At 73.0% G+C, this 21057-nt stretch carries 18 protein-coding genes; 11 read left to right on the forward strand and 7 right to left on the reverse strand.

Going from position 1 to position 21057, the window contains the following annotated elements; translation table 11 throughout:
* The first annotated feature begins 173 nt into the window (after positions 1–173).
* The 3 genes from ACIQVZ_RS26590 (at position 174) to ACIQVZ_RS26600 (ending at position 4419) form a co-directional block, all read left to right on the forward strand.
* Positions 174–1535, forward strand: a complete 1362-nt coding sequence (locus ACIQVZ_RS26590; protein ID WP_350880080.1) for a pitrilysin family protein — start codon at positions 174–176, stop codon at positions 1533–1535.
* Positions 1536–1555: 20 nt separating this feature from the next.
* Positions 1556–2920, forward strand: a complete 1365-nt coding sequence (locus ACIQVZ_RS26595; protein ID WP_350880226.1) for a pitrilysin family protein — start codon at positions 1556–1558, stop codon at positions 2918–2920.
* 305 nt (positions 2921–3225) lie between these two features.
* Entirely contained in the window at positions 3226–4419 is a 1194-nt protein-coding gene (locus ACIQVZ_RS26600) for an RtcB family protein (RefSeq protein WP_350880078.1), read from the forward strand.
* A gap of 38 nt (positions 4420–4457) precedes the next feature.
* Here ACIQVZ_RS26600 and ACIQVZ_RS26605 read toward each other — a convergent pair whose 3' ends face one another.
* Positions 4458–5270, reverse strand: coding sequence for an LAGLIDADG family homing endonuclease (locus ACIQVZ_RS26605; RefSeq protein ID WP_402453279.1), 813 nt, complete (start codon positions 5268–5270; stop codon positions 4458–4460).
* Between the two features lie 141 nt (positions 5271–5411).
* The gene (locus ACIQVZ_RS26610; protein ID WP_350880074.1) at positions 5412–5693 is read right to left on the reverse strand and encodes an HPr family phosphocarrier protein; all 282 of its coding nucleotides are present in this window, start codon (positions 5691–5693) and stop codon (positions 5412–5414) included.
* 218 nt (positions 5694–5911) lie between these two features.
* Between ACIQVZ_RS26610 and ACIQVZ_RS26615 the strand changes: the two genes are divergently transcribed.
* The 4 genes from ACIQVZ_RS26615 to ACIQVZ_RS26630 all read left to right on the forward strand — a co-directional run bounded on the left by ACIQVZ_RS26615 (position 5912) and on the right by ACIQVZ_RS26630 (position 11382).
* Positions 5912–8752: a GNAT family N-acetyltransferase gene (locus tag ACIQVZ_RS26615; protein WP_402453281.1), complete on the forward strand. Its 2841-nt coding sequence runs from the start codon at positions 5912–5914 to the stop codon at positions 8750–8752.
* A gap of 92 nt (positions 8753–8844) precedes the next feature.
* Positions 8845–9444, forward strand: coding sequence for a DUF5998 family protein (locus ACIQVZ_RS26620; RefSeq protein ID WP_063349374.1), 600 nt, complete (start codon positions 8845–8847; stop codon positions 9442–9444).
* Between the two features lie 35 nt (positions 9445–9479).
* The gene (locus ACIQVZ_RS26625) at positions 9480–10667 is read left to right on the forward strand and encodes a nucleotide pyrophosphatase/phosphodiesterase family protein (protein ID WP_350880071.1); all 1188 of its coding nucleotides are present in this window, start codon (positions 9480–9482) and stop codon (positions 10665–10667) included.
* Positions 10668–10728: 61 nt separating this feature from the next.
* On the forward strand, positions 10729–11382 hold the full coding sequence (locus ACIQVZ_RS26630) for a thymidine kinase (RefSeq protein WP_063349376.1): 654 nt from the start codon (positions 10729–10731) through the stop codon (positions 11380–11382).
* Positions 11383–11399: 17 nt separating this feature from the next.
* Here the strand turns inward: ACIQVZ_RS26630 and ACIQVZ_RS26635 are convergent, their stop codons facing one another.
* Positions 11400–12140 (reverse strand): VOC family protein, encoded by a 741-nt coding sequence (locus ACIQVZ_RS26635; protein WP_402453297.1) that lies wholly within the window; start codon positions 12138–12140, stop codon positions 11400–11402.
* 198 nt (positions 12141–12338) lie between these two features.
* Here ACIQVZ_RS26635 and ACIQVZ_RS26640 point away from each other — a divergent pair, with 198 nt between their 5' ends.
* Positions 12339–13214 carry a sulfurtransferase gene (locus tag ACIQVZ_RS26640; RefSeq protein ID WP_402453283.1) on the forward strand — a complete coding sequence of 292 codons (876 nt, stop codon included), beginning with the start codon at positions 12339–12341 and terminating at the stop codon, positions 13212–13214.
* Between the two features lie 57 nt (positions 13215–13271).
* Here the strand turns inward: ACIQVZ_RS26640 and sepH are convergent, their stop codons facing one another.
* Positions 13272–14348 carry a septation protein SepH gene (sepH, locus tag ACIQVZ_RS26645; RefSeq protein ID WP_079135886.1) on the reverse strand — a complete coding sequence of 359 codons (1077 nt, stop codon included), beginning with the start codon at positions 14346–14348 and terminating at the stop codon, positions 13272–13274.
* Positions 14349–14865: 517 nt separating this feature from the next.
* Here sepH and ACIQVZ_RS26650 point away from each other — a divergent pair.
* Complete coding sequence (locus tag ACIQVZ_RS26650; RefSeq protein WP_402453284.1) at positions 14866–15750, forward strand: hypothetical protein; 885 nt, start codon at positions 14866–14868, stop codon at positions 15748–15750.
* Here the strand turns inward: ACIQVZ_RS26650 and ACIQVZ_RS26655 are convergent, their stop codons facing one another.
* Both ACIQVZ_RS26655 and ACIQVZ_RS26660 read right to left on the reverse strand, forming a co-directional pair.
* Positions 15751–17073, reverse strand: a complete 1323-nt coding sequence (locus ACIQVZ_RS26655; RefSeq protein ID WP_402453285.1) for a D-arabinono-1,4-lactone oxidase — start codon at positions 17071–17073, stop codon at positions 15751–15753.
* 104 nt (positions 17074–17177) lie between these two features.
* Complete coding sequence (locus ACIQVZ_RS26660; protein ID WP_350880062.1) at positions 17178–18446, reverse strand: MFS transporter; 1269 nt, start codon at positions 18444–18446, stop codon at positions 17178–17180.
* A gap of 127 nt (positions 18447–18573) precedes the next feature.
* Here ACIQVZ_RS26660 and ACIQVZ_RS26665 point away from each other — a divergent pair, with 127 nt between their 5' ends.
* A complete protein-coding gene (locus ACIQVZ_RS26665; RefSeq protein ID WP_402453286.1) occupies positions 18574–19731 on the forward strand; it encodes a ferrochelatase in 1158 nt (385 codons plus the stop codon).
* A 32-nt stretch (positions 19732–19763) separates the two neighbouring features.
* A complete protein-coding gene (locus ACIQVZ_RS26670) occupies positions 19764–20582 on the forward strand; it encodes an inositol monophosphatase family protein (protein ID WP_063349383.1) in 819 nt (272 codons plus the stop codon).
* Between the two features lie 141 nt (positions 20583–20723).
* On the opposite strand, the gene ACIQVZ_RS26675 is transcribed toward ACIQVZ_RS26670, so the two are convergent.
* A complete protein-coding gene (locus ACIQVZ_RS26675) occupies positions 20724–20909 on the reverse strand; it encodes a hypothetical protein (protein WP_030057688.1) in 186 nt (61 codons plus the stop codon).
* Positions 20910–21057: the final 148 nt, after the last annotated feature.

The following is a 21057-nucleotide window of genomic DNA, read 5'->3' on the forward strand; positions in this document are numbered from 1 at the left end:
GGGCTCGGCGCCCCCATTGTGGACCCTCGCGCCGACACTCCCGGCCAGCGCCCCTCTTCCGCCCCTGGCGAACGCCCTGTCTGCGCGGGACACGAACACGCCCCCCGCGCGTTGCACCACAATGGGGGACGCCACACGAACCCCGACATCGACGACGGGAAGGACCCGAGCGCATGGCCAACCCGGCCCCCGCATCCGCCTCCACCGGAGGACATGGCGCTGCCATCGCCATCACCGAGCACCGCCTGGCCAACGGCCTGCGCGTCGTCCTCTCCGAGGACCACCTCACCCCGGTCGCCGCGGTCTGCCTCTGGTACGACGTGGGCTCCCGCCACGAGGTCAAGGGCCGCACCGGCCTCGCCCACCTCTTCGAGCACCTCATGTTCCAGGGCTCCGCCAACGTCTCCAACAACGGGCACTTCGAGCTCGTCCAGGGCGCCGGCGGCTCGCTCAACGGCACCACCAGCTTCGAGCGCACCAACTACTTCGAGACCATGCCCGCCCACCAGCTGGAGCTCGCCCTCTGGCTGGAGGCCGACCGCATGGGCTCGCTGCTCGCCGCCCTCGACGAGACGTCCATGGAGAACCAGCGCGACGTCGTCAAGAACGAGCGCCGCCAGCGCTACGACAACGTCCCCTACGGCACCGCCTTCGAGAAGCTCACCGCGCTCTCGTTCCCCGACGGCCACCCGTACCACCACACCCCGATCGGCTCCATGGCCGACCTCGACGCCGCCACCCTCGACGACGCCCGCGCGTTCTTCCGCACCTACTACGCGCCCAACAACGCCGTCCTCACCGTCGTCGGCGACATCGACCCCGAGCAGACCATCGCCTGGGTCGAGAAGTACTTCGGCAGCATCCCCGCCCACGACGGCAAGCAGCCGCCGCGCTCCGGCGAACTCCCCGACACCATCGGCAGCGAACTGCGCGAGCACGTCCACGAGGACGTCCCCTCCCGCGCCCTGATGGCCGCCTACCGCCTCCCGCACGACGGCACCCGCGACGCCGACGCCGCCGACCTGGCCCTCACCATCCTCGGCAGCGGCGAGTCCAGCCGCCTCTACAACCGGCTCGTCCGCCGCGACCGCACCGCCGTCGCCGCCGGCTTCGGCCTGCTCCGCCTCGCCGGCGCCCCCAGCCTCGGCTGGCTCGACGTCAAGACCTCCGGCGACGCCACCATCGAGCAGATCGACGCCGCCGTCGACGACGAACTCGCCCGCTTCGCCGCCGAAGGCCCCACCCCCGAGGAACTCGAACGGGCCCAGGCCCAGATCGAGCGCGAATGGCTCGACCGGCTCACCACCGTCGCCGGCCGCGCCGACGAACTCTGCCGCTACGCCGTCCTGTTCGGCGACCCCAAGCTCCTCAACGACGCCCTCCCCAAGGTCCTCGACATCACCGCCGAGGAGGTCCAGGCCGTCGCCAAGGCCCGGCTCCACCCCGACAACCGGGCCGTCCTCGTCTACGAGCCCACCACGGCCGACGACACCGACGCCCCCGCCGCCACCGATGAGGAGGGTGCCGCCGCATGAGCACCGACTACGTCCCCGCCATGACGTTCCACCCCCAGCCCGAGCCCGGCACCCCCGGCCCCTGGGCCTTCCCCGCCCCCGAGCGCGCCGCTCTCGGCAACGGCATCACCGTCCTGCACTGCCACCGGCCCGGCCAGCAGCTCGTCGCCGTCGAGGTCCTCCTCGACGCCCCGCTCGCCGCCGAACCCGACGGCCTCGACGGCATCGCCGCCATCCTCGCCCGTGCGCTCAGCGAAGGCACCGACACCCTCACCGCCGAGGAGTACGCCGCCGAACTCGAACGCGCCGGCGCCACCCTCGACGCCCACGCCGACCACCCCTGCATCCGCGTCTCCCTGGAGGTCCCCGCCTCCCGCCTGCAGCGCGGCCTCTCCCTGCTCGCCGACGCCCTGCGCGCCCCCGCCCTCCCCGAGGACGAGATCGAGCGCCTCGTCGCCAACCGCCTCGACGAGATCGTCCACGAGCAGGCCAACCCCGCCCGGCGCGCCGCCAAGGCCCTCTACGCCGAGCTCTTCGACGGCGCCGACCGCCTCTCCCGGCCCCGCAGCGGCACCGCCGACACGGTCAAGGCCATCGACCGGGCCGCCGTCAAGGCCTTCTACGACGCCCACGTGCGCCCCGCCACCGCCACCGTCGTCGTGGTCGGCGACCTCACCGGCACCGACCTGCCCGCCCTCCTGGAGAGCACCCTGGGCACCTGGACCGGCAACACCGCCGAAGCCTCCGCCCACGCCCCGGTCACCGCCGACGACCGCGGCCGCGTCGTCATCGTCGACCGCCCCGGCTCCGTCCAGACCCAACTCCTCATCGGCCGCATCGGCCCCGACCGCCACGACCCCGTCTGGGCCGCCCAGATCCTCGGCACCTACTGCCTCGGCGGCACTCTCACCTCCCGCCTCGACCGCGTCCTGCGCGAGGAGAAGGGCTACACCTACGGCGTCCGCTCCTTCGCCCAGCCGCTGCGCTCCGCCGCCGACGGCAGCGGTCGCTCGCTGCTCGCCATCAGCGGCTCGGTGGACACCGCCTCCACCGCCCCGGCGCTCGCCGACACCTGGACCATCCTGCGCACCCTCGCCGCCGAGGGCCTCACCGACGCCGAGCGCGACGAGGCCGTGCAGTTCCTGGTCGGCGTCGCCCCGCTGAAGTACGAGACCGCGGGCTCGGTCGCCGGCACCCTGGCCGACCAGGTCGAGCAGTACCTCGCGGACGACTACCAGGCCGAGGTCTACCGGCAGCTCGCCGAACTGCCCACCGCCGCCGCCACCGAGGCCGTCGTCGCCGCCTTCCCGCCGGACCGCCTGGTCACCGTGCTGGTCGGCGACGCCGCCGTCATCGCCGACGACGTGCGGGCCCTCGGCATCGGCGAGGTCACCGTCGTCAGCTGACCCGGCGTTTCCCGTGCGGCCCGGTGGAGCACCCGCTCCGCCGGGCCGTCGCGTTGTTAAATCCGTTGCGGGCCAGCGGCGTTCCGTGGATAGATATCCCCGGCACACACGGACGAACGACGACGAACGAAGGGAGGCGGTCACCATGCGGGTCGAGCGAGCCATACGCCGACGCTCCCCGAGGCCGTCCTCCCTCTGTGCCCAGGGCGTCTGAGCCCCACCCCCGAACTTCCCCGAGCCGCACCGGGCTTCTGCGCGCGGCACCCCCTTGCCCGAACCACCTGACCGCTGGAGGTCGTTCAACCATGACGTACACCGAGGTGCCCGGAATCCGGGTCCCGATCCGGATGTGGACCGACCCGGCCACCGTCGAGGGCCAGGCCCTGCAGCAGCTGCGCAACATCAGCTCCCTGCCCTGGCTGCACGGCCTCGCCGTGATGCCCGACGTCCACCTGGGCAAGGGCGCGACCGTCGGTTCCGTCATCGCCATGAAGGGCGCCGTCTGCCCGGCGGCGGTCGGCGTCGACATCGGCTGCGGAATGAGCGCGGTGAAGACCTCCCTCACCGCCGAGGACCTCCCCGACGACCTGTCCCGCCTCCGTTCCAAGATCGAGCAGGCCATCCCGGTCGGCCGCGGCCTCCACACCGACCCCGTCGACCCGACCAAGCTGCACGGCCTCCGGACGGCGGGCTGGGACGACTTCTGGCACCGCTTCGACGGCGTGGCCGGGGAGGTCAAGTGGCGCCGCGAGCGGGCGATGCAGCAGATGGGGACGCTCGGGGGAGGGAATCACCACATTGAACTATGTGTCGATGATAAGAAAAGTGTTTGGCTGACGCTGCATTCCGGTTCTCGTGGAATCGGCAAGGAACTGGCCGAGTACCACATGGGTGTGGCCCGGTCGCTGCCGCACAACCAGGGGCTGATCGACCGTGACCTCGCGGTGTTCATCTCGGAGACCCCGCAGATGGCGGCCTACCGGCAGGACCTGTTCTGGGCGCAGGAATACGCGCTGCACAACCGCTCGATCATGATGGCGCTCCTCAAGGACGTCGTACGCCGCGAGCTCCCGAAGACGAAGGTGACCTTCGAGGACGAGATCAGCTGCCACCACAACTACGTGGCGGAGGAGCGGTACGACGGCCAGGACCTGCTGGTGACCCGCAAGGGCGCGATTCGCGCCCGGACCGGCGACTACGGCATCATCCCGGGCTCCATGGCGACCGGTTCGTACATCGTGCGCGGGCTGGGCAACGAGGCGTCGTTCAACTCGGCCTCGCACGGTGCCGGCCGCAAGATGAGCCGCAGTGCGGCGAAGAAGCGGTTCTCCACGCAGGACCTGGTGGAGCAGACCAAGGGCGTGGAGTGCCGCAAGGACAGTGGTGTCGTGGACGAGATCCCGGGTGCGTACAAGTCGATCGAGAAGGTCATGGCGCAGCAGACCGATCTCGTCGAGCCGATCGCCCACCTCATGCAGGTCGTCTGCGTGAAGGGTTGATCGAACGAGGCGGCCCCCGGCGAAGCCGGGGGCCGCCGTCACCGCTGCGGAAAGACTCTCGGACGTTTGGGGCCGACAAGTCGCCAGTGACGGATCTTGCAGCTCTTGAGCGTTCGTCCCAGGTGCGCGGAGGCCGTCTCCATGCTTGGTGCCGTGAGGATCACCTCGTCCTCCTCCGGGGTCCAGCTGCGCCGAGGGGGTGCGAATCCCATGGTCGGTGGACGAACCCACCCGCTGACCCGATCGGCACCGGCCTGCTTGCGGGGCAGCGCCAGGCAGCCCGGGTAGTAGAGGTCGGTAGCCAGGGCCACGGCGGCCTCGTTGAGGAAGATGATGTTGTAGATGTTGTCGCGTTTGTTGCGGTTGAGCTTGCGCCGGGCCCCGCAGAGGCGTTCTGCATAGAGGGCAGTGAAGACGGCCGCCGCGTCGCTCTTGGTGGCCAGGCTGATGAAGGGCAGATCCCTGGACGTGAGGCCGACCGAGCCGTCGGCGTCGATGAGGCCGCGCAGGTAGTCGCGCTCGGAGAACGGCACGCTCGGCGGCGCGACGATCTCGGACTTCCGCCCCACCGGCAGGCCGAGGCCCTGCAACTCCTCGCGGAACTCCCGGGCGCAGACGGTCCACATCACCGACGTGTGGTCCGCCTTGAAGTTCGTGCTGCGCGTCCGATAGCGGATGCTGCTGTTGTGCGGGCAGAGCCGCTGGAACTCCTCCAGGATGGGCGCGTCGCGCGCGGAGAGTTCCACGGAGAGCCGGCCGCGGTTGCGGGACTGCTCGGTGAGGTGTCCGTCCGCCTGGAGGAAGGCGAACATGTAGGCGTGCTCGGGTCGTTCGAGGTCGAAGAACGTCATGCGGCGAGCATTTGTGCGATCGATCGCCGAAGGAGCGCGATCGCTCACCAGTTCGCTCGATGGTGTGGATGCGATCGATTCCGCGTACAGAAGCGCCCGGCAGTGTTAGGACTGCCGGGCGCTTCCGTCGGTCGAGTCGGCTCAGGCCGCGGCCGGGAGCTCGTCGAGGCCTTCCTGGACGAGCTTGGCGAGGCGGTCGAGGGCGTCGTCGGCGTTGTCGGCGTCGGAGGCGAGGACGACCTCGTCGCCGCCCTGGGCGCCGAGGGCGAGCAGGCCGAGCATGGAGGCGGCGTTGACGGGGTTGCCGCCGGGCTTGGCGATGGTGATCGGCACGCCGGTGGCCGTGACGGCCCGGACGAAGACGGAGGCGGGACGGGCGTGCAGGCCCTCGGCCCAACCGATGGTGACGCGGCGCTCAGCCATGAGACGTGCCTTTCCGGTGAAGCTGGTTACGGCCGTGCTCGGGTAAGCGGCCATGTTGTCTAGACCAGTGTTGCATGCAGGCGGTCCCTGCGAGCCGCTGCGTTCGGGACTTGTGATTGTTTCTTTTCGGGGCATAAGGCCCAGCCGGTGGCCCTGCCCACCCTGCTGCCAGTGTGCACCCGGCGCCATTCGGCTCACTGCCGGATAACCTGACGAATGTGGACGACTCCGCAGTGGCGCAGCCCGAGCAGGACCCCGGTGACCGGCGGGAATCCGGACCTGATTACCCCCAGCACTGGGAGGCCGACATCCTGCTGCGGGACGGCGGCACGGCCCGCATCCGGCCGATCACGCCGGAGGACGCGGAGCGTCTGGTGGAGTTCTACGCACAGGTGTCGGACCAGTCCAAGTACTTCCGTTTCTTCGCCCCCTACCCCCGGTTGTCGGAGAAGGACGTCCGCCGTTTCACCCACCACGACTTCGTGGACCGGGTGGCGCTGGCGGTGGTGGTCCGGGACCGTTTCATCGCGACCGTCCGCTACGACCGGATCGACGCACAGGGCCGTCCGTCCGAGGCCGGGACGGACGCCGAGGTGGCGTTCCTGGTGCAGGACGCCCATCAGGGCCGCGGGGTGGCGTCGGCGCTGCTGGAGCACATCGCGGCGGTGGCGCAGGAGCGCGGGATCCGCCGGTTCCAGGCGGAGGTGCTGCCGGAGAACCGGAAGATGGTGAAGGTCTTCACCGATGCCGGGTACACGCAGCGCCGCAGCTTCACCGACGGTGTGGTGCACCTGGAGTTCGATCTTGAGCAGACGGACCGTTCGCTGGCGGTGATGCGGGCGCGCGAGCACCGGGCGGAGGCGAAGTCGGTGCAGCGGCTGCTGACCCCGCGGTCGGTGGCGGTGATCGGGGTGTCGCGCAATCCGCAGACGGTGGGCCGGGCGATCCTGCGGGACCTGCTGGGCAGTGCCGACGACACGCGCCCGGTGTACGCGGTGAACCGCAACGCCCCGCCGGGCACCGAGCTGGACGGCGTGCCGGTGCACCGTTCGGTTCTGGACATTCCCGGGCCGGTGGATCTCGCGGTGATCGCCGTTCCGGAGGGGGCCGTCCCGGCGGCGGTCGCCGAGTGCGGCGCGCACGGGGTGCAGGGCCTGGTGGTGGTGACCGCCGGGTACGCGGAGACCGGTCCGGAGGGCCGGGACCGCCAGCGCGCGCTGGTGCGCCAAGCGCGGGCGGCGGGGATGCGGGTGATCGGGCCGAACGCCTTCGGCCTGATCAACACCGATCCGGACCGCCCGTTGAACGCCTCGCTGGCTCCGCAGCTGCCGGGCCGGGGCGGGTTCGGGATCTTCTGCCAGTCCGGCGCGATCGGGGTGGCCCTGCTGGAGTCGGCGCACCGCCGGGGCCTGGGGGTGTCCTCCTTCGCCTCGGTGGGCAACCGGTCGGACGTCTCCGGGAACGACTTCCTGCAGTACTGGGCGGAGGACGAGGCCACCGAGGTGGTGCTGCTCTACCTGGAGTCCTTCGGCAACCCGCGCAAGTTCACCCGGATCGCGCGCCGGCTGGCCGCGGTGAAGCCGGTCGTGGTGGTGAAGGGCGCCCGGCACACCGGCAGCCTGCCGCCGGGCCACGCGGTGCCGGCGACCGCGACGGGGCTGCGCGACGCGACGGTGGGCGCGCTGTTCGAGCAGGCGGGCGTGATCAGGGTGGAGACGATCACCGAGCTGTACGACACCGGGGAGCTGCTGGCCCTGCAGCCGTTGCCGCCCGGGGACCGGGTCGCGGTGGTCGGGAACTCGGACTCGCTGGGCCTGCTGACCTACGACGCCTGCCTGAGCGCGGGCCTGCGGCCGCGCACCCCGGTGGACCTGACCACGGCCGCGACGGGCGAGAACTTCCGGATCGCGCTGGACGTGGCGCTGGCCGATCCGGCGGTGGACGCGGTGATCGCGGTGGCGATCCCGCCGATCGGCACGTCCGCGCACGCCTTCATGGGTGGCCGGCTGACCGGCCCGGACGATCCGGAGATGGGTTCGGACGATCCGGAGATCGCCGACGCACTGCTCGAAGCCAGCCGAAGGGCAAGGGAGTTGGGCAAGCCTCTGGTGCTCGCCCATCTGGCGTTGACCGACCTGCCGGTCCGGCTGCGCCCGGGGGGCGTGCCGGCGTTCGCGGCGCCGGAGCGGGCGGTGCGGGCGCTGGCGCACGCGGTGCACTACGCGCAGTGGCGGCGCCGGACGGCCGTCGCGGAGGAGACGGCCCGGGTGCCCGAGCTGGACCGGATCGACGAGCCGGGCGCCCGCGCGCTGGTCGAGGCGGCGTTGAGCACCCGGACGGCGGTCGCCGCGCGGACGCAGCCGGGCGGCGCCCGGATCACCCTGCCGGACGCCGGGGCCCGGGAGCTGCTGGCCCGCTACGGCATCGACGTCTTCCCGGCGCTGCCGGCCCCGGACGAGGAGGCGGCCGTGCGGGCCGCGGCGACGCTCGGCTACCCGGTGGCGCTGAAGGCCACCGCCCCGCATCTGCGCCACCGCCCGGACCTGGGCAGCGTGCGGCTGGACCTGACCGGCGAGCCCGGGCTGCGCCGGGCGCACCGCGAGCTGGACGCGCTGCTGGGCGGTGCGGCGCAGGCGGAGCTGGTGGTGCAGCGGATGGCGCCGCGCGGGGTGGACACCGTGATCGGGGCCACGGTGGATCCGGCGGTCGGCGCGATCCTGTCGTTCGGCCTGGCGGGGGCGCCCGCCGAGCTGCTGGGCGATGTGGCGCACCGGTTGGTCCCGGCGACCGACCAGGAGGTGGCCGGGCTGGTCCGGGAGGTGCGGGCGGCGCCCCTGCTGTTCGGTTGGCGGGGCGCGGAGGCGGTGGACACCGACGCGCTGGAGGAGTTGCTGCTGCGGGTGTCGCAGTTGGTGGACGACGTGCCGGAGATCGCCTCGGTGGATCTCGAACCGGTGGTCGTCGCCCCGTACGGGCTGGCGATCCTGGGGGCGCGGGTGCGGATCGCGCCGCTGCCCGTCCGTAGCGATCTGGGCCCGCGCGCGATGAGCACCCTGTAACCTTCCTTGGTTGCGCCTGCCTGTGGGCGCTGTTGTCCGAAGCTCGGCGCCGTGCCGCCCGCTTCGTCGGCGGACCATGCCAGGATGGAGTTATGGCGAAGACCGGTACCACCAGCACTCAGGACCTGCGCTCGGCGATCGAGCGCAGCGGTTACTACCCGGCCCTGGTGTCCGAGGCGGTCGAGGCCGCGGTGGGCCCGGAGCCGATCAGCTCCTACCTGGTGCACCAGGAGACGACCTTCGACGCCAACGAGGTGCGTCGGCACGTGACGGTGCTGGTGCTGACCCCGACGCGGTTCGTGGTGAGCCACACCGACGAGCAGTCGGGGGACGCGGGCAGCCCGGCGGTGCCGTTCGCGACGACGTCGACGGAGAGTGTCCGGCTGGACCGGATCGGTTCGGTCGTGCTGAGCCGGATGGTCGCGAACCCGGAGACGTACACGCCGGGGACGCTGCCGCGCGAGGTGGTGCTGACGATCGGCTGGGGTGCGGTGCAGCGGCTGGACCTGGAGCCGGCGGGCTGTTCGGATCCGAACTGCGAGGCTGACCACGGCTACACCGGTTCGGCGACGGCTGACGACCTTTCACTGCGGGTGAGCGAGGCCGGTGACGGCCCGGAGACGGTGGCCCAGGCGCTGGTGTTCGCCCGCGCGCTCTCCGACGCGACGATCAGCAACGGCCCGCGGGTCTGAGCGCCGCTGCCTTCGACTGCTACGAATCCGGTTTCATGTCCTTCGCACCCTCCGGCGGCTTCGACGCCTTCGAGATCCTCGACCCGGCCGCGGCTCCCGCGCCCCCGTACGGCAGCGGTTCGCTCTGCGATCTGTTGCCCTCGGTGGCGGCGGGCCTGGGCGTTCCGGGCTTCACCGCGACCCTGCCGATCGCCCCGGCGGACCGGGTGGTGGTGTTCCTGGTGGACGGCCTGGGCTGGGAGCTGCTGCTGCGGCACCCGGAGTACGCGCCGTTCCTGTCCTCGCTGGCCGGGAGCTCGATGGGTGGTTCGGGCCGCCCGCTGACCGCTGGTTTCCCGTCGACCACGGCGACTTCGCTGGCCTCGGTCGGCACCGGTACGCCGCCGGGGCTGCACGGCCTGGCCGGGTACACGGTCGCGGTGCCGGGCGCCGGTTATCTGATGAACCAGTTGCGTTGGCAGCCGCACACCGATCCGCACGTGTGGCAGCCGTACCCGACGGTCTTCGAGCGGACGGACGCCGCCGGGGTGGCGACCGCGCAGGTGTCCTCCCCGCTGTTCTCGCAGACGCCGCTGACCAGGGTGGCGCTGTCCGGCGGCACCTTCCTGGGCCGGACGACGGGCGAGGAGCGGATGGACCTGGCGGCCTCCTGGCTGGCCGAGCACGACCGGGCGCTGGTCTACACGTACGTCAGCGAGCTGGACGGCGCGGGCCACCGCTTCGGGGTGGACTCGGACGAGTGGCGGATGACCCTGGACGCGGTGGACCGGCTGGCCCGCCGGCTGGCCGAGCGGCTGCCGCCGCGTTCGGCGATGTACGTGACCGCCGACCACGGCATGATCGACATCGCGCCGGAGGACCGGATCGACTTCGACGAGGACTGGGAGCTGGGCGCCGGCGTGGCCCTGCTGGGCGGCGAGGGCCGGGCCCGGCACGTGTACGCGGTGCCCGGTGCGGCGGCCGACGTGTTCACGGTCTGGAGCGAGGTGCTGGGCGACCGGATGTGGGTGGCCACCCGGGACCAGGCGATCGCGGCGGGCTGGTTCGGTCCGGCCGTGGACGAGCGGGTGTACGGGCGGATCGGCGACGTGGTGGCCGCGGCGCGGGACGACATCGCGATCACCGCCTCCCGCAACGAGCCGGGCGAGTCCGCGATGATCGGTCTGCACGGTTCGATGACCCCGGTCGAGCAGTTCGTGCCGCTGCTCGAAGTTCGCGGCTGAGCCCGGTCCTTGACTCTTCTGTGCCCGAACTCCCCTGATGTGAAAGGCCTTTGCTCCACCCATGGCTGAACTGGTGTTCTTCTCGGGCACGATGGACTGCGGCAAGTCGACGCTGGCGCTGCAGATGGACCACAACCACTCCGCCCGCGGCCGGCAGGGCCTCATCCTGACCCGCCACGACCGGGCCGGTGCGGCGACCATCTCCAGCCGGCTGGGCCTGCGGGCGGACGCGGTCGAGGTGACGGACGACTTCGACTTCCACGCGTACGTGGTGCACCGGCTCTCGGCGGGCGGCCGGGTGGACTACCTGATCTGCGACGAGGCGCAGTTCTTCGCCGCCGAGCAGGTCGACCAGTTGGCCCGGGTGGTGGACGAACTCGACATCGACGCCTACACGTTCGGGATCACCACGGACTTCCGCACCCGGCTGTTCCCCGGCTCCCAGCGGCTGATCGAGCTGGCCGACCGGGTGGAGGTGCTCCAGGTCGAGGCGCTGTGCTGGTGCGGTGCGCGGGCGACGCACAACGCCCGGACGGTGGGCGGGGTGATGGTGGTCGAGGGCGCCCAGGTGGTGGTCGGCGACATCTCGGTGAACGAGGACGAGGTCGGGTACGAGGTGCTCTGCCGCCGGCACCACCGCCGCCGGCTGACCGCGGCGACGGCCCGCGCCTCGGTGCTCTCGCCGGACGTGCTGCCCTTCGAGCAGCAGGTCTGAGTCCTGTCCCGGGCGCGCTAACGGAGTTCCAGCACCGAGAAGTGCCCGCCCTGCGGGTCGGACAGCCGGGCGGCGCGGCCGCGGGCGGTTTCGTGCGGTTCGACCAGGACGCGGCCGCCGAGTCCGACGGCGTGCCGGGTAGTGGCGTCGGCGTCGCGGACGGCGAAGTGGACCCGCCAGCGGGGCGGATGGCCGCGTAGTTCGGCGCGGTGCCGGATACCGGCGACCGGCCGGCCGTGCACGAGTAGCGCGGACTCGTCGTCGGCGTGCCGGACGGGGCGGTCGAGTACCGCGGTGTAGAAGGCGACGGCGCCGTCGGTGTCTGGGGTGAGCAGTTCGGTCCAGGCCGGTCCGCCGGGTTCGGGCCCGGCCTCCCGGCCGGTGTGCTCCTCGCCCTGCCAGAGTCCGAAGACGGCGCCGGCGACGTCGGCGGCGATGGCCATCCGCCCGGCGCGCTCGGCCTGGAGCGGCCCGACGGCCACGGTTCCGCCGCAGGCGCGCACCAGTTGGGCGGTGTGGTCGGCGTCGTCGACGGCGAAGTAGCTGGTCCACTGCACCGGGAAGCCGGTGGCGGTGGAGACGCCGAGGCCGGCGACCGGTGCCCCGTCGAGTTCGGCGCGGACGTAGGCGCCGAGTTGGCCGGGGCCCGGGGTGTAGGTCCAGCCGAGCAGGTCGGCGTAGAACGCGCGGGCGCCGGCCAGGTCGTCGGTCAGCAGGCTGACCCAGCAGGGGGTGCCCTGGGCCAGTCGGAGTTCCACCGCGGGCAATGCGGGCCTCCTCATGGGTGGTTGGCGCAATGGGTGGTTGGCGCAATGGCTGGTCGGCGCACGGAAATCCTCGCGCGCGAGGGTGATGCTTCCACTCTGGCGCGCGTCGAACCCTCGGGCCGCGCGGAAATTCCGGCAAAGAGCGCACAAAGAGCGGCGGGGCCGCGGCGCTGCGCGACAATGGCCGCCATGACCACCTACAACGACGGTTCCCCGCTGATCTCCGCGGCCGGGCTGGCGCGGGCGCTCGCCTCCGCGCGCCCGCCGGTGCTGTTGGACGTGCGCTACCGGCTGGTCGGTGCCGCGCAGTCCGGCCCGACCGCTGTCGAGGAATACCGGGCCGGGCACCTGCCCGGCGCCCGCTTCGTCGATCTGGACCGTGACCTCGCGGCCCCGCCGGGCGCCCCCGGCCGGGGCGGCCGCCACCCGCTGCCGGAGCCGGAGGAGTTCGGCGCGGCGATGCGCCGCCTGGGGGTGGACTCCGACCGCCCGGTGGTGGTGTACGACGGCGCGGCCTCGCTGGCGGCGGCCCGCGCCTGGTGGCTGCTGCGGTGGGCCGGGCACCGGGACGTCCGGGTGCTGGACGGCGGGTACGCGGCCTGGTCGGCGGCCGGGCTGCCGGTGACGGCGGAGGTCCCGGCGCCGGCGGAGGGTGATTTCAAACCGGTCCCGGGGCAGTTGCCCGTGGTGGACGCGGACGGTGCGGCGGCCTGGGCGCGCGGTGCGCTGCTGCTGGACGCCCGGGCGGGGGACCGCTACCGGGGCGAGAGCGAGCCGGTGGACCCGCGCGCCGGGCACATCCCGGGTGCGGTGTCGGCGCCGACGGCCGAGAACGTGGCGGCCGACGGGCGGTTCAGGCCGGCCGAGGAACTGGCGGAGCGGTTCCGCGCGCTGGGCGCGGGTGAGCGGGAGACGGCGGTGTACTGCGGCTCGGGGGTGACGGCGGCGCACCAGATCCTGGCGCTGGAGGTGGCGGGCCTGCCGGCGACGCTGTACCCGGGGTCGTGGAGCGAGTGGTCGAGCGACGAGGCCCGCCCGGTGGCGGTGACCGACCAGCCGGGCTGAGCCGGGGCGTGCGTCAGGGGCGGGAGGCCGAGCCTCCCGCCCCTGACGCATGGGCTGTTACTCCTGCTTCTTGCGCCGGCTGCCGAAGACGATCTCGTCCCAGCTGGGCACGGTGGCCCGGCGGCCGGGCCGGACGCCGTCCGCCTCGGCCTGGCGGTCGGTGGTGCCGACCAGGCGCTCGCGGTGCGGGGCGACGGCCCGCGGCATCAGGATGTCGGCGTAGGCCGAGCCCGCGCCGACCGCCGGTGCGGCGGCCGCGGCCGCCTCCTCGCTCTCCTCGGCGACCTCTGCGGGCACCGGTTCGATCGGGGCGGGGCCGACGGCGAGGTCGCCGCGGAAGGCGGGGACCACGTCGAGCAGGCTGGTCAGGGAGTCCCTGGACTCGGCGGTGGCCTCGCGGGACTCGCGGACCTCACGGGCGGACATGATGCGGTCGGCGGAGGGCCGGTCGATCATCGGGCGGGGCGGCCGGTCCTGGGGGAGCCGGGCGATCCGCGGGATGAACGGGAAGACCGACTCCTCCTCGCGCTCGACGTTCTCGCCGATCAGCGCGCGGGCCTCGTCGTCGTTGGGCTGGACCAGGCGCCGGGGCGGGTCGTACGTCCAGGAGGCGCTGCGGCCCTCGTCGTCGGCACGGTAGGCGAGGATGACCTCCCAGGTGCCGTCGTCGCGCCGCCAGGAGTCCCAGCGTTCGGTGTCCTTCTCGGCGCCGCGCAGCGCGAGCCGCTCGGCGACGGCCTCGCCGAGCTGGGGCCCGGTGGATTCGCCGTTGCGGCGGATGGCGGTCTTGCGGGCGCGTTCGGCCATGAAGGCGCGCTCGGCGAGGACCGGACCCTCGAAGCGGCGGACCCGGTCGACGGAGATGCCGGCGGCCTGGGCGACCTCCTCGGCGGAGGCGCCGGCTCGTATCCGGGCCTGGATGTCCCGGGGCCGCAGATGGCTCTCGACCTCGATCTCGATCTGGCCGAGGCGCGGACGATCCCCACGGATGGCGGCGCGTAGCCGCTCGTCGATGGGAAGGGTGTACTCCGTGCTGTCGGCAGCCTTGAGCACCAGCCGTGTGCCGTCGTTGCTGACGGCCACAACCCGCAGTTCGGGCACGGTTACCTCCCGGGTGGTGCCTGCCGACGTCACCTGCGTCGCTGCTCCCGTACTGAGTGTGGCCTGCCCAATCGCGACTGGCCACAACCTTGCTGAGTTCCCCGGCGTGTCGGGCATACGCCCGGTCACGCCGCTGTGGCACGGTTGCCTTTTTGCCACGCCATCCGTCGACGTCGCGCCTGGGTGCCCCGGCCGTCCTCGCACGCGGAGTGTTCGCGACGGTCCGGGACGGGCGTCGCCGTGCGTGCCTGTTCCGTGGCTCTTCGTCAATCTGCCGGTGTGGGCGCAGTCGACAAGTCGACCCAAGGCTCAGGCTTTACGAACAGTACTCCATTCGTGGCATCCGAAGGGGCGGCTCGCCGCTCAAGTCTCCCGCGATTCACGGGAATCTCAAGAGCGCATGCCCCCAACGGCGGACCACCGGCGAGTGAACGGTGATCATCTTCACATATATCGGAGCCGGAGAACCGCATTTTCGCCCCTTGTGTCCTTCTTTGGGCAAGATGGAGTGACTTGTTCGAGGAACAGTCGTACGGACCGAGGGATGTTGATGCCGGAGCGGAGCCCCGCCGAGGAGGGCGGCAAGAAGGAGCGCAAGCGGATCGATCTGAGTGTGGCTCAGGTCGCGGCGAGTGCGCTGGCCACGGTGGTGGGGGCGCTGCTCGCCTCCGAACTCGGCGTGTACGGAACGATCCTGGGTGCGGCGGTGGTCAGTGTCGGGGCCACCACCGGCGGTGCGGTGTTCCAGCACATCTTCCGGCGCACCGGCGAGCAGCTGCGCGAGGCGGTGGTGGACCGGGGGCCCGGCCATGCCGTGAACGGGCTGCGCCAGGTGTCGGAGCATCCGGTGGAGCCCGCGCCTTCGGCGATCTCCTCGGAGTGGAACGAGCCGCAGGTGGTCCGGGCGCGTCGGCGGTGGACCTGGAAGACCTACGCGGCGGTGTCGGGGCTGGTGTTCGTGGTGGCGATGGTGCCGATCCTGGCGTTCGAACTGGCCACCGGTCAGCCGGTGTCGGCGACGGTGAAGGGCGAGTCGGGCAACGGCACCTCCTTCGGCGGCGTGGTGAGCCCGAAGTCCTCCGCCCCGCGGGAGACGCCGCCGGCGGAGCGGCCCTCCACCGGCGGCGGGCGCGGCTCGGAGCCCTCGCCGTCCGGCGGCGCCTCGGCCCCGCCGACGACGCGGCCGAGCCGGGAACCGAGCACCGGCCCGGGCGCGGGCCCGAGCGGTGGGGCCGGTGAGCACGGCGGCGGTACGGCCTCGCCCTCGGCGGGTCCGAGCGCGACGCCGTCGGCCGGTTCGTCGCCGACCGCGGACGGCGGGAAGCCCTCCGGTACCGGCGGCGGGGCGAGCCCGCAGCCGCCGGTGCCGAGCAACGCCCCCGCCTCCGTGGCCCCGTCGCAGCCCGGGGCGCCGACCCGGGGCGCCACCCCGTGATCAGGCGCCGAGGACCCGGCGCAGGTAGTCGTTGCCGAACACGCGCTGCGGGTCGACCTCGTCGCGCAGGGCGGTGAAGTCGCCGAAGTGCGGGTAGGCGCCGGACAGGTACTCGGCGTCCCGGGTGTGCAGCTTGCCCCAGTGCGGGCGGCCCTGGTGGGCGCACATCAGCTGTTCGACGCCGGTGAAGTAGCCCTGGTCGGCGGTGCCCCGGTAGAGGTGGACGGCGATGTAGGCGCTGTCCCGGCCGGAGGCGGTGGAGAGCCAGAGGTCGTCGGCGGGGGCGAAGCGCACCTCCACCGGGAAGCCGACCTTCCAGTCGGAGCGCTCGACCAGGGCCTTCAGCTCGCGCAGCACTCCGGCGACGGCCGCGCGCGGCACCGCGTACTCCATCTCCACGAAGCGCACCTTGCGCGGGCTGGTGAACACCCGGTGCGCCGTGTCGGTGTAGCTGCGGTCGGACCAGGCGCGGCTGGCCAGCGAGGCGATGGCGGGAATGCTGGCGGGGAAGCGCCGGCCGACCCGGCAGGCGCCCTCCCAGACGGTGTTGGAGAGGAAGTCGTCCTCCAGCCACTCCTTGAACCGGGGCAGCGGGGCGGCCGGGCCCTGGCTGCGGTTGTTGCGCTTGGTGGCGCAGCGGTCGGTGTGCGGGAACCAGTAGAACTCGAAGTGCTCGTTGACCGCGGTGAGGTCGTCCAGCCGTTCCAGCACCTCGTCGAAGGCCATCGGCTGCTCGTGCGCGGTGAGCAGGAAGGCCGGTTCGACGGCGAAGGTCAGGGCGGTGATCACGCCGAGGGCGCCGAGGCCGAGCCGGGCGCCCTGGAAGAGCCGGGGGTGCTCGGTGGGGGAGCAGCGCCGGACGCTGCCGTCGGCGAGGACGATCTCCAGGGCGCGGATCTGGGCGGCGAGCGAGCCGGAGTCGCGGCCGGTGCCGTGGGTGCCGGTGCTGGTGGCGCCGGCCACGGTCTGCACCTCGATGTCGCCCATGTTGGTGAGGGAGAGGCCCTCGGCGGCGAGGATCCGGTTGAGCCGGGCGAGCGGGAGGCCGGACTCGACGGTGATGGTGCCGGCCTCGCGGTCGATCTCGCGGACGGCGGTGAGCGCGTGCGGGCGGAGCAGGACGCCGTCGCCGGCGGAGGCGATCGAGGTGAAGGAGTGGCCGGAGCCGACGGCCTTGACGGTGCGGCCCTGTTCGGCGGCGCGCAGGATCTCCTTGGCCAGTTCCTCCGCGGTGCCGGGGGTGGCGGCCCGGGCGGGCCGGGCGCTCTGGTTCCCGGCCCAGTTGGTCCACCGGGTGGGGGTCGCGGTAGTGGCCTGGGGCATGGCGCCGCCTCCTGCTCCGTGGCCGACCGGGGTCGGCGCGGTCCGGGGCGGTGGGGGCCGCCCTACCCGCGGGTAGGCCCGCGGGTAGGGAGAGATTAGTCAGTTCACCGTCCGAGGTCTACGGTCTGTCCGGCCGCTTCTGCGGGCTCGTCGGCGGCCTGCTCGGAGGCGAGCCCGGCGCGCAGGCGGCCGAGGCCGGCGAGCGCGGTGACCACGCCGAAGACCCCGGCGGTCAGCGGCACCCAGTAGCCCGCGGCGGAGCCGGCGGCGTCCACCACCCAGCCGCCGGCGGAGGAGCCGACGGCGACGCCGAGGGCGAGCCCGGTGGTCGTCCAGGTCATGCCCTCGGTCAGCTGGGCGGCCGGGACGAGCCGTTCGACCAGGGCCATCGCGGTGATCAGGGTGGGGGAGATGGCGATGCCCGCGATCAGCAGCGCGCCGCCGACCGCGATCAGGCCGCCGACTCCGTGCACCGACTCGGCGACCAGCAGCAGCGGCGCCATGCTGAGCGCCATGAACAGGACGCCGGCGAAGAAGCGGCCCGCCATCGAGCCGGTGAGCTTGAGGGTGCCGAACACCACGCCGGCCAGGCAGGAGCCGAGCGCCCACAGCGCGAGGATCACGCTGGCGAGGGACTTGTGCCCCTGGGTCTCGGAGTAGGCGACGGTGACGACCTCGACCGAGCCGAAGATCGCGCCGGTGGCGACGAAGGTGAGGATCAGCACCTGGAGGCCGCGGTTGAGGATCACCGAGCCGCCGACGTGCCGGGCGCCCGGGTGGACCGGTGGTTCGGTGGCGCGCTGCCCGGCGAACAGCAGGACGCCGACGGCGAGGAAGACTCCGGCGAGCAGGACGCCGGCCTCGGGGAAGACGGAGGTGGCCAGGCCGATGGAGAGGATCGGGCCGACGATGAAGCAGACCTCGTCGACGACGGCCTCGAAGGAGTACGCGGTGTGCAGCTTGGGGGCGTCGTCGCGGTACAGGTGGGCCCAGCGGGCGCGGACCATCGCGCCGGTGCTCGGCATGACGCCCATCCCGGCCGCGAAGACGAAGAGCGTCCAGTCCGGCGCCTTGAGCCGGGCGCACAGCAGCAGGCCGACCACGGCGACGATGGTGAGCGCCATGGCCGGGACGATTATTCGGCGCTGCCCGTGCCGGTCCACCAGCCGGGAGACCTGCGGGCCGAGCAGCGCGGCGGAGATCGCCAGGGTCGCCGACACCAGGCCCGCCACCCCGTAGGAGCCTCTGAGCTGGGAGAGCATGGTCACGATGCCGATGCCGGTCATGGAGATCGGCAGCCGGGAGACGAAGCCGGTGGTGGAGAAGGCCAGACTGCCGGGGGAGGCGAATATCTGGCGGTAGCTGGACAGCACGGGAGCTCCGCGGGGGTAAGGAACGAGGCTGGTCAACACAGCTTACGTACCTTGGCAAACAGTATTTTCCGGACACCCTCGCGGCCCCGACGGGGCGCTCCGGCCCCTCAATGGCAGGATCGGTGCCATGTCCGACGCGCGCAAACCCTCACCGTCCGGCGCCGCCCCGGCAGCGCCGCAGCCGTACGACGCCCTGCTGCTGCTCTCCTTCGGCGGGCCCGAGGCCCCCGAGGACGTCGTCCCGTTCCTGGAGAACGTGACCCGGGGCCGCGGCATCCCCAAGGAGCGGCTGAAGGAGGTCGGCAAGCACTACTTCCTGTTCGGCGGGGTCAGCCCGATCAACGAGCAGAACCGCGAACTGCTCGCCGCGCTGCGCAAGGACTTCGCCGAGCACGGCCTGGACCTGCCGGTCTACTGGGGCAACCGGAACTGGGCGCCCTACCTGGTGGACACCCTGCGCGAACTGGCCGCCGACGGCCACCGCCGCGTCGCCGTCCTCGCCACCAGCGCCTACGCCGGCTTCTCGGGCTGCCGCCAGTACCGGGAGAACCTGGCCGACGCGCTGGCCGCCCTCGCCGCGGAGGGCCTGCCCGAGCTGCGGGTCGACAAGCTGCGGCACTTCTACAACCACCCCGGTTTCGTCGAGCCGATGGTCGACGCCACCCTGGCCGCCCTGGCGCGGCTGCCCGAGGACGTCCGGGCCGGCGCCCGGCTGGCGTTCACCACCCACTCCATCCCGGACGCCATGGCCGAGGCCTCCGGCGCCCCGGACGACCCGGCCCGCGGCCGCCCCGGCGGCGCGTACGTCGCCCAGCACCTGGACGTCGCCCGGCTGATCGCCGGGGCCGTCGCCGAACGCACCGGCGTCGCGGACCGGCCTTGGGAGCTGGTGTTCCAGAGCCGCAGCGGCGCTCCGCACACGCCGTGGCTGGAACCCGACATCTGCGACCACCTGGAGGCCCAGCACGCCGACGGCGCGCCCGCCGTGGTGATGGTCCCGATCGGCTTCGTCTCCGACCACATGGAGGTCAAGTACGACCTCGACACCGAGGCCGTCGCCAAGGCCGCCGAACTCGGCCTGCCGGTGGCCCGCGCCGCCACCGTCGGCGCCGACCCGCGGTTCACCGCCGCGGTGCGCGAACTCGTCCTGGAGCGGGCCGCCGCCGAGCGCGGCGAGCCGGTGACCCGCTGCGCCCTCGGCGCGCTCGGCCCCAGCCACGACGTGTGCGCGGTGGCCTGCTGCCCCAACCCGCGAGCCCCCCGCCCGGCCGCCGCCGAGCGCTGACCGCCCGTCCCGCTTTCCCGGAGGAGAGACCCGTGCCCACTCCCGCCCTGCCCGACGACCGGCTCCTCGACGACCTGCTGGAGGTCGCCCTGGACGCGGCCCGGCAGGCCGGCGCCCTGCTGCGCGACGGCCGGCCCGCCGACCTCGGCGTGGCCGGCACCAAGAGCAGCCCGGTCGACGTGGTGACCGAGATGGACCTCGCCTCCGAGAAGCTCGTCCTGGAACTGATCACAGAGCGCCGCCCCGAGGACGGCTACCTCGGCGAGGAGGGCGCCGAGCGGCCCGGCACCAGCGGGGTGCGCTGGGTCGTCGACCCGCTCGACGGCACGGTCAACTACCTGTACGGGCTGCCCTCCTGGGCGGTCAGCGTGGCCGCCGAGCTGGACGGCCGGGCGGTCGTCGGCGTGGTGTACGCGCCGGCCCGCGGCGAGCTGTTCCACGCCGTCCTCGGGCGCGGCGCCCGGCTCGACGGCCGGCCGCTCTCCACCCGCCCGGCCCCGCCGTGGGGCCAGGCGCTGATCGGCACCGGCTTCAACTACGTCCAGTCGGTGCGGACCCGCCAGGCCGAGGTGCTGCTGTCCCTGATGCCCGAGGTGCGGGACATCCGCCGGGGCGGGGCCGCCGCGGTGGACCTGTGCGACGTCGCCGCCGGGCGGCTGGACGGCTACTACGAGCGCGGCCTCGCCCCCTGGGACCGCGCGGCCGGCTGCCTGATCGCGGCCGAGGCCGGGGCCCTGGTCGGCGGACGCCCCGGGCACGGCCCGGACGGCGAGCTGACCGTGGCCGCCGCGCCGGGCGTGTACCAGCCGCTGCAGGAGCGGCTGGCCGCGCTGCGCGCCTGGGCCGACTGAGGACACGCCCTGGGCCCCTGGACGGCCCTGGACAGCGAAGAGCCCTGGCATACGGGGGATGCCAGGGCCTGGGTTTTTCGCACGACCCCCGCAGGGCCGCTGGTGCCGGAGGTCCGGCGTCGGGTCGGAAGGTCGGGTGGATCAGGCGGCGGTGCGGTGGCGCTCCAGCACGGTGTCCACGCCGTGCTCGGCGGCGAGCCGGCGGAGGTCGTCCAGCTCGGACTGCTCCACCTCGGCGAGGAACTCGTCCCCGGCCTCGATCGCGCGGTGCAGATCCTGCTCGGCGTTGGCTATGCGCTGCAGGATTCCGGCCTTGAAGGCGTCCATACGGGCCCCCTTACTGTGTCGGACGTGCACGGTCGTACGTTCTCCGCCCCGAGGAGGTGTGGCCAGCGGCAGCGCCCCGTCCGGCAGGTCGTGAATCTCCGGTCGAGCGCGGAGACGGCCTTCGGCCGCTCCCGGTGACGTCCCAGCC

Origin of the sequence: Kitasatospora sp. NPDC098663, from assembly GCF_044760075.1 — a bacterium.
In the GTDB taxonomy this organism is placed as follows: domain Bacteria; phylum Actinomycetota; class Actinomycetes; order Streptomycetales; family Streptomycetaceae; genus Kitasatospora.